7 protein-coding genes and 1 pseudogene are annotated in these 7,890 nt (G+C 71.3%); 5 read left to right on the top strand and 3 right to left on the bottom strand.

Annotated elements, in window-relative coordinates; all coding sequences use genetic code 11:
• Positions 1–158: 158 nt before the first annotated feature.
• A pseudogene (gene aat / locus Q0L11_RS09060) lies at positions 159–728 on the bottom strand (leucyl/phenylalanyl-tRNA--protein transferase); the annotation flags it as partial.
• A gap of 96 nt (positions 729–824) precedes the next feature.
• On the opposite strand from aat, the gene Q0L11_RS09055 reads away from it, so the two are divergent.
• Genes Q0L11_RS09055 through Q0L11_RS09035 form a run of 5 tightly spaced genes read left to right on the top strand, consistent with a single transcriptional unit; the run spans position 825 to position 6,267 of the window.
• Entirely contained in the window at positions 825–2,012 is a 1,188-nt protein-coding gene (locus tag Q0L11_RS09055; RefSeq protein ID WP_296596795.1) for a glycosyltransferase, read from the top strand.
• Between the two features lies 1 nt (position 2,013).
• Complete coding sequence (locus Q0L11_RS09050) at positions 2,014–2,514, top strand: PepSY domain-containing protein (protein ID WP_296596793.1); 501 nt, start codon at positions 2,014–2,016, stop codon at positions 2,512–2,514.
• Positions 2,515–2,533: 19 nt separating this feature from the next.
• On the top strand, positions 2,534–3,208 hold the full coding sequence (locus tag Q0L11_RS09045; RefSeq protein ID WP_296596791.1) for a response regulator transcription factor: 675 nt from the start codon (positions 2,534–2,536) through the stop codon (positions 3,206–3,208).
• Complete coding sequence (locus Q0L11_RS09040; protein WP_296596790.1) at positions 3,205–4,560, top strand: ATP-binding protein; 1,356 nt, start codon at positions 3,205–3,207, stop codon at positions 4,558–4,560. The genes Q0L11_RS09045 and Q0L11_RS09040 overlap by 4 nt, the downstream gene beginning before the upstream one ends.
• A 51-nt stretch (positions 4,561–4,611) precedes the next feature.
• Positions 4,612–6,267 (top strand): Na/Pi cotransporter family protein, encoded by a 1,656-nt coding sequence (locus Q0L11_RS09035; RefSeq protein ID WP_367183382.1) that lies wholly within the window; start codon positions 4,612–4,614, stop codon positions 6,265–6,267.
• On the opposite strand, the gene accC is transcribed toward Q0L11_RS09035, so the two are convergent.
• Positions 6,268–7,614, bottom strand: a complete 1,347-nt coding sequence (gene accC / locus Q0L11_RS09030) for an acetyl-CoA carboxylase biotin carboxylase subunit (RefSeq protein WP_296596789.1) — start codon at positions 7,612–7,614, stop codon at positions 6,268–6,270. It lies immediately after the preceding gene.
• Between the two features lie 4 nt (positions 7,615–7,618).
• On the bottom strand, positions 7,619–7,890 hold a 272-nt coding region (locus Q0L11_RS09025), incomplete at its 5' end, for a biotin/lipoyl-containing protein (RefSeq protein ID WP_296596788.1).

The following is a 7,890-nucleotide window of genomic DNA, read 5'->3' as shown; positions in this document are numbered from 1 at the left end:
CTCCCGGCCGCGACGCCGGCGGCGACACCGCCCGCCAAGTCCGCGCCCGCGACACCCGAGCCCAAGGCCGCCCCGGCCGCCCCGACGCCGACGCCCAAGGCCGCGCCGGCCGAAACGCCGCCCGCCGCGCCGCCGACATAGAAGCGCGCGTCCACGTCCAGCGCCGCCCGCAGCCGCTGGTGATAGGCCGCGCGCGTGATCTCCTGCGCGCCGAACTGGGCCAGGTGCTCGGTCATGAACTGGGCGTCCAGCAGCACGAAGCCGCCCGCGATCAGCCGCGCCACCAGGTGCACCAGCGCCACCTTCGAAGCGTCCCGCCGCCGCGAGAACATGCTCTCGCCGAAGAACGCCCCGCGTAGCGAGACACCGTACAGTCCGCCCACCAGCTCGCCGTCCTGCCAGCACTCGACGCTGTGCGCCCGGCCCAGGGCGTGGAGTTGCAGGTACAGCTCCTCGATCGGCCGGTTGATCCAGGTCTCCGTCCGCCCCGGCCCCGACGCGGCGCACTCCAGCACCACCCGATGGAACGCCGTGTCGAACCGCACCTCAAATGCGTCGCTCCGCACCGTCCGCGCCAACCGGCGCGAGACGTGGAAGCGGTCCAGCGGGATCACGCCCCGCCGCTCGGGATCGATCAGGAAGACCCGCGCGTCCTCCCGCGCGTCCGCCATCGGGAACACGCCCCGGGCGTAGCAGTCGAGCAGGTCGGCGGCGTCGAACGCGGACATGCCCGATGTCTAGCGCGCGCCCCCGCGCTCCGAACATGGGCAAAAGCAAATGTTGGCGGAAAGCCGCCGTCAGGCGCCCGAAGCTTAGCTCCGGCCATGCGGAATGACGGTCCTGTCGTGCTCTTCACGGGCGGCCTCGCCGGCGACGGCGTCGCTCGGAACACGGTCCATCTGGCCAACGCGCTGGCGCGGCGCGGGACGCGGGTGGAGGTGATCTGCCTGAAGGGCGGCGCCCTGGCCGGCGAGCTGCAGGGCCCCATCGTGACGCCGCTGGGCCAAGGGCGGCGGCCGCGGGGCCTGGCGTTGGCCGCAGCCGTGCCGGCGCTGCACGCGCGGTTGCAGGCGCTTTCGCCGTCGGTGGTCATGTCGATGGGCAACCACGCTCACCTCGCCGTCTGGGCTGCCCTGCGCGGACTGCCGGACATTCCGCGCCTCTATCGGATCAGCAACGACCCGCGACGCTCCACGCGGGGCGCGTCGCTGCGCGACCTGGGCCTGCGGCTGGTCGCGGCCGACGCCACGCGCCTTGTCTGTGTGTCGCAGGCAATCGCGGGGCAGGGCGCCTTCCGACGCGCGCGGCGCGATCGTCGGGTGGAGGTGCTGCCCAACGGCGTCGATGCGGCGAAGGTCCAGGCCCTGGCGCGGCGCGGCGGCCCACGCTGTGGCCAGGCGCCCTACATCGTCGCCGTCGGCCGGGCGCATCCACAGAAGAACTACGGCGCGCTCATCGACGCCCTGGCCCTGGCCCGCCGCCAGATGCCGGACCTGCAATTGCGGATCGTCGGCGCGGCGCCGTCCAGGGCGCGAGGCGCGCTTGTCGCCCAGGCTCAGGGTCTCGGGATCGGCTCGGCCGTGATCTTTCACGGCGAGACGGCCAACCCGTTCCCCTGGGTCGCCGCCGCCGCCGCCTACGTCCTGCCCTCGCTTTGGGAGGGCGCCTCGAACAGCCTGCTTGAAGCCCTCGCGCTGGGCGTGCCGCTGGTGGCGTCACGAACGGCGGGCAACGCGGCCGAGGTGCTGGACGGCGGCCGCTACGGCGCGCTCGCCGATCCCCGCGACCCGGCGGACCTCGCACGGGCCATCGTGCGCCAGGCCCTGCCGGAGACCCGGATCCTGCCGGGCGACCGGGCGGCGGCGTTCCGGCTCGAGGCCGTCACGGCGCGCCTGTGCGGCATCGTCGCCGGCGCCCGCTCGGAACATGACGAAATTCAAATGCTGCCCGAAGGCCCCGGCCATGTCCGAGGACTAGATGATGGGCTGCGGGGGACAAACATGGAGCCCTGATATGAACCTTCGAGCCCTTTTCCTTACCGCCGCCGCGGCGGCGGTGGTCGCCGCTCCGGCCGGCGCCCAGGTGACTCGGCCCAAGATCACCCTGGCGGAAGCCGTCGCGGCGGCCGAGAACCAGTTCCAGGCCCGGGCCTACGACGCCGAGTTCGACATGGACCTCGGCGACATGGTCTACGAGGTGAGCCTGGTGAAGAACGGCAAGCCCATGGAGGTGCTGATCGACGCCACGACCGGCAAGGTCGTGCGCCAGTCCAAGCCTATCCGCGCGCGTCTGCCCATCGTCGGCGAGCACCTGAAAGCCGCCCAGACGGCGCCGCGCACCCTGACCCAGACCATCGCCATGGTCGAGGAGGCCACCAAGGGTCGCGTGGCCGAGATCGGGCTGGAGCGCCGCGGCGGTCGCCACTACTACGAGGTGGAGCTGGTCGGCGCCCAGGACCGCGACGTCCTGGTCGACGTGCGCACCGGCGCCATCACGCCGCTGATCGGCGACTGACCGGAGCGAACCGCTGGGCATGCATGTGCTGGTCGTGGAGGATGACGCGCGCGTCGCCGGTCACGTGGTCAAGGGGCTGAAGGCCGAGGGCTGGCTCGTCGACCATGTGGCCGACGGCCGCCAGGCCCTGTTCCAGGTGGCCGCCGAGACCTACGACGTCGTCGTCCTCGACCGCATGCTGCCCAACGTCGACGGTCTGAAGATCCTCCAGACCATGCGGGCCGCGGGCGACTCCACGCCTGTGCTGATCCTCTCTGCGCTCGGCGACGTGGACAACCGCGTGAAGGGGCTGCGGGCCGGCGGCGACGACTATCTCGCCAAGCCCTTCGCCTTCTCGGAACTGCTGGCCCGGGTCGAGGCGCTCAGCCGTCGCAAGGGTGTCGTGCAGGAGACCACCGAACTGGCGCTGGCGGACCTGCAGATGAACCTGCTCACCCGCACCGTCACCCGGCGCGGCGAGCCCATCGAGCTGACGACGCGGGAGTTCGCCCTCCTGGAATACCTGCTGCGCAACGCCGGCCGGGTGGTCAGCCGCTCCATGCTGCTGGAGGCCGTCTGGGACTACAACTTCGACCCCCAGACGAACATCATCGACCAGCACGTGAGCCGCCTGCGCGCCAAAATCGACAAGGACTTCCAGCCGCCGCTGCTCCAGACGGTGCGCGGCATGGGCTACAGCCTGCGCGCGCCATGACCTGGCCGCGCGTCCTGCGCAGCCTCACGCTGCGGCTCACCCTGGTCTACATGGCCCTGTTCTGCGGCTCGTTCGGGCTGATGCTGGGCGCGACCTACGTCGGCGGCGTCTGGCGCCCGCTTCGGCAGGTCGAGGCGCGGATCCGGGCCGATAGCGACGCCCTGGCCGCCCTCTATCGGGCTGAGGGCCGCGACGCCCTGATCCGCGCGCTCCAGCGTCGGGAGACAACCCACATCGGCCGCTTCCCGTACCACGTGCTCACCGCCCCGGGCGGCGCGGTCGTCTCGGCCAATCTCGTGGACTGGCCGCGGGCCGCCGGCCGCGAGTGGCTTCGCTATGAGTTCGGCACCTATGCGACCGGCGCCGAGGAGGAACACGAGGCGGTGATGCGCGACGTCGCGCTGCCCGACGGATACCGGCTGCTGGTCGGCCTGGACACCGAGGACTTGGACGAGCGCGAGGACCTGATCTTCGAGGCGCTGTCGTGGGGCGCGGGGATGAGCCTGGCGCTGGGCCTGATCGGCGGCCTTGTGATGACCTACGCGGTCTCCCAGCGGCTCGACCGCATCAACCGCGCGGCGCGCGCGGTGATCGCGGGCGACCTCTCGGGCCGCGTCGCGCTCCACGGCAGCGGCGACGACTTCGACCAGCTTTCCGAGACGCTCAACGAGATGCTGGCGCGCATCGAGGACCTGGTGGCCTCCATCAGCCGCGTCTCCGACAGCATCGCCCACGAGCTGCGCACCCCGCTCACCCGCCTGCGCACCGAGCTCGAGGAACTCTCCGCCGCCGACGGACCCGACGAGGTGCGCGAGCGGACCGGAGCCGCCCTGGAAGAGGCCGCGCGCCTTCAGTCGATGTTCGAGGCCCTGCTACGGATCGCGCGTCTGGAGAGTGGACCCCAGGACGCCGACGTGCCCGTCGACCTGTCGCTGCTGCTGGAGGACGTGGTCGAACTACATCGCCCCGCGGCCGAGGATCGCCAGCTTGGGTTCATCACCCGCATCGAGCCGGAGCTGAAGTTGCGGGGCGACCGCGACCTCATCTTCCAGATGGTCAGCAACCTCCTCGACAACGCCGTCAAGTTCACGCCGCCGGGGGGCGCGATCTGCCTGGAGGGCCGGGCAGGGGCGGCGGGGCCTGAGGTGATGGTCGCGGACAACGGACCCGGCGTCTCCGCGGAGGAGCGGGGCCGCGTGCTTGAACGCTTCTATCGGGGGCCGGCGGGGTCGGCGGCCGGTTTCGGCCTTGGGCTCAGCCTCGTCGCGGCGGGCGCCGATCGGCACCGCGCCGAGCTGCGCCTGGAGGATGCTCAACCCGGCCTGCGCGTGACGGTCCGCTTCCGCACTTGATGCGCGCGCCGCAAGGTCGCCTTATGGGCGGTCCGGAGGACCGTAACCGCCATAGACACCACCGTCGTAATCCTGGAGCTCGCCGGCTTCGCGGCCCTGCTGCTGTGGGGCGTGCACATGGTGCAGACCGGCGTTCAGCGCACCTTCGGGCCGAAGCTGCGCCACTTCCTGGCGGGCGCCCTGCGCAACCGGATCCGCGCCTTCGCCGCCGGCGCGGCGGTCACGGTCGCGCTCCAGAGCAGCACGGCGACCGCCCTGATGCTGACCGCCTTCTCCGCGGGCGGGCTGGTGGAGCTGGCGCCGGCCCTGGCGGTGATGCTGGGCGCCAACGTCGGCTCGTCGCTGGTGGTCCAGGCGCTGTCCTTCGACGTGACGGTGCTGGCCCCGATCCTCGTCCTCGCCGGCGTCACCCTGTTCCGGCGGTGGGAGGACCGGCCGCACGACTTCGGCCGGGTCCTGATCGGGCTTGGCCTGGTGCTGATGTCGCTGCACCAGTTCCTGGCGTTGCTGGAACCGCTGGTGGCGCGCCCCGGCGTGAGCGAGGCGCTGCGGGTGTTAGAGGACTACACGCCCCTGGTTGTCGCCGCCGCGGCGCTGCTGACCTGGGCCGCGCACTCCAGCGTCGTCACCGTCCTCCTGGCCATGTCGTTGGCCGCCAAGGGTGTGGTCGGCATCGAGACGGGCGTCGCCTTGGTCCTGGGCGCGAACCTGGGGTCCGCGATCAATCCGCTTCTGGAGGGCGGCTCGGGCGCCGATCCCGCCAGCCGGCGGCTGCCGCTGGGCAATTTCCTCAACCGCCTCGCAGGCCTGTCGGTGGCCATGGTCGCCTTCGCCTGGGCCGCGCCCTACGCCGCCCGGCTCGGGCCGGATCCGGGCCGGGCGCTCGCCAACTTCCACACGCTGTTCAACCTCGTCTTGGCGCTCGCCTTCCTGCCGTTTCTGCGGCCGTACGCCGACCTGATCCGGCGGCTGCTGCCCAGTCCCGCGGCCGAGGCCCGCCCGGGCTCGCCCATCTACCTCGACCCGCAGGCGCGCGAGACGCCCAGCGTGGCCCTGGCGCTCGCGACCCGCGAGGCCCTGCGGATGGCCGACACCGTGGAGGGCATGCTCGCCGGCCTGCGCGAGGCGCTCCAGAGCGACAAGCGAGGGCCGATCACCCGGACCCAACAGCTCGACGACGTGCTCGACGGTCTGAACAGCGCCATCAAGGGCTACGTCCTGGCGATCCCGTCCGACCTGCAGCAACCGGCCGACGCCGCGCGCCAGACGGAAGTGCTGATGTTCGCGATCAACCTCGAGCACGCCGGCGACCTGATCGCCCGCGACCTGCTGAGCGTCGCGGAACGCCGCCAGAGCCGCGGAGTCTCATTTTCGGCCGAGGGCGAGGCCGAGCTGGTCGGCCTCGTGGACCGGCTGATCGCCAACGTGCGCCTGGCGGCCTCGCTGTTCCTCAACCGCGACCCGGCCACCGCCCGCGCGCTGGTCGCCGAAAAGGAGGCCTTCCGCGCCATCGAGGCCGAGGGCGTGGCGGCCCACTTCCAGCGCCTGCGCGCCGGCGATCCGCGCACCGTCGAGACCAGCTCGCTCCACCTCGACGCCCTGCGCGACCTGAAGCGGATCAACTCCCACCTGGTGGAAGCCGCCGCCTATCCCATCCTGCGCACCGGCGGCGAGCTGCTCCCGAGCCGTCTGAAGGGCATCGGGTAACTAGCTTTTCTGGCTCGCCATCCAGCGTTCCAGCCAGTGGATGTTGTAGTCGCCCTTCAGGATGTCGGGCTGCTGCAGCAGTTCCTGGAACAGGGGGATGTTCGTGTCGATGCCGCCGACCACGATCTCGCCGAGGCAGCGGTTGAGGCGCGCGATGCACTCCTCGCGGTCGCGGCCGTGGACGATCAGCTTGCCCACCAGGCTGTCGTAGTACGGCGGGATCGAATAGCCGGCGTAGAGCGCGCTATCCATCCGCACGCCTAGGCCGCCCGGCGCGTGATAGTCGGTCACCAGCCCCGGCGAGGGGGCGAAGGTCTTCGGGTTCTCGGCGTTCACCCGGCATTCGATGGCATGGCCCTCGAACACCACATCCGACTGCTTGAATGACAGCGGCAGGCCGGCGGCGATGCGGATCTGCTCGCGCACAAGGTCGATGCCGGTGATCGCTTCCGTCACCGGGTGCTCCACCTGCAGGCGGGTGTTCATCTCGATGAAGAAGAACTCGCCGTTCTCGTACAGGAACTCGATGGTGCCGACGCCGAGGTAGCCGATGGCGCGGACGGCATCGACCACGACCTTGCCGATCTTCGCGCGCGCGGCGGCGTCGATGACGGGCGAGGGGGCCTCTTCCAGCACCTTCTGGTGGCGGCGCTGCAGCGAGCAGTCGCGCTCGCCCAGGTGCACCACGTTGCCGTGGCTGTCGGCCACGACCTGCAGCTCGATATGGCGCGGGGTCTGGAGGTAGCGCTCCATGTAGACCGCGTCGTCGCCGAAGGCCGCCTTGGCCTCGGAACGGGCGGTCTGGACGGCCTCGATCAGGTCGTCCTCGGTCTTGGCCACCTTCATGCCCCGGCCGCCGCCGCCGGCGGCCGCCTTGATCAGCACCGGGAAGCCGATCTCCTTCGCCGCGGCGATGGCCTCTTCCTCGGTGGTCACTGCGCCGTCCGAGCCGGGCACCACGGGGATCCCGGCTTCCTTCACCGCCTGCTTGGCGGTGATCTTGTCGCCCATCAGGCGGATATGCTCGGCCTTCGGGCCGATGAAGGTGAAGCCGTGCGCCGTGACGATCTCGGCGAAGCGGGCGTTCTCCGACAGGAAGCCGTAGCCGGGGTGCACCGCCTGGGCGCCCGTGATCTCGCAGGCCGCGATGATGGCCGGGATGTGCAGGTAGCTCTTGGCGGCGGGCGGCGGCCCGATGCAGACGCTCTCGTCCGCGAGCCGCACCCACATGGCGGACGAGTCCGCTTCCGAGTGCACGGCGACGGTGGAGATGCCCATCTCCTTGCACGCGCGGTGGACCCGCAGCGCGATCTCGCCTCGGTTGGCGATGAGGATCTTGTCGAACATCCGGCTACTCGATGATGGCCAGGGGTTCGCCGAACTCCACGGGCTGGGCGTCGTCGACCAGGATCTCCACGATCTTGCCGGCGCGCGGCGCGGGGATCGGGTTCATGGTCTTCATCGCCTCGACGATGAACAGCGTCTGGCCGGCCTCGACCGTGTCGCCGACCTTCACGAAGTGCGGCGCGCCGGGGTTGGGTTGCAGGTAGATCGTGCCGACCATCGGCGACTTCACCTCGTCGCCGCTGGCGCGAGCCGGGGCGGCCGCAGGCGCGGCGGAAG

The organism is Phenylobacterium sp. (assembly GCF_024508875.1).
Taxonomy (GTDB): Bacteria; Pseudomonadota; Alphaproteobacteria; order Caulobacterales; family Caulobacteraceae; genus Phenylobacterium.
Note: the sequence above shows the minus strand (reverse complement) of the source record. Positions and strands in the feature narration are given on the sequence as shown.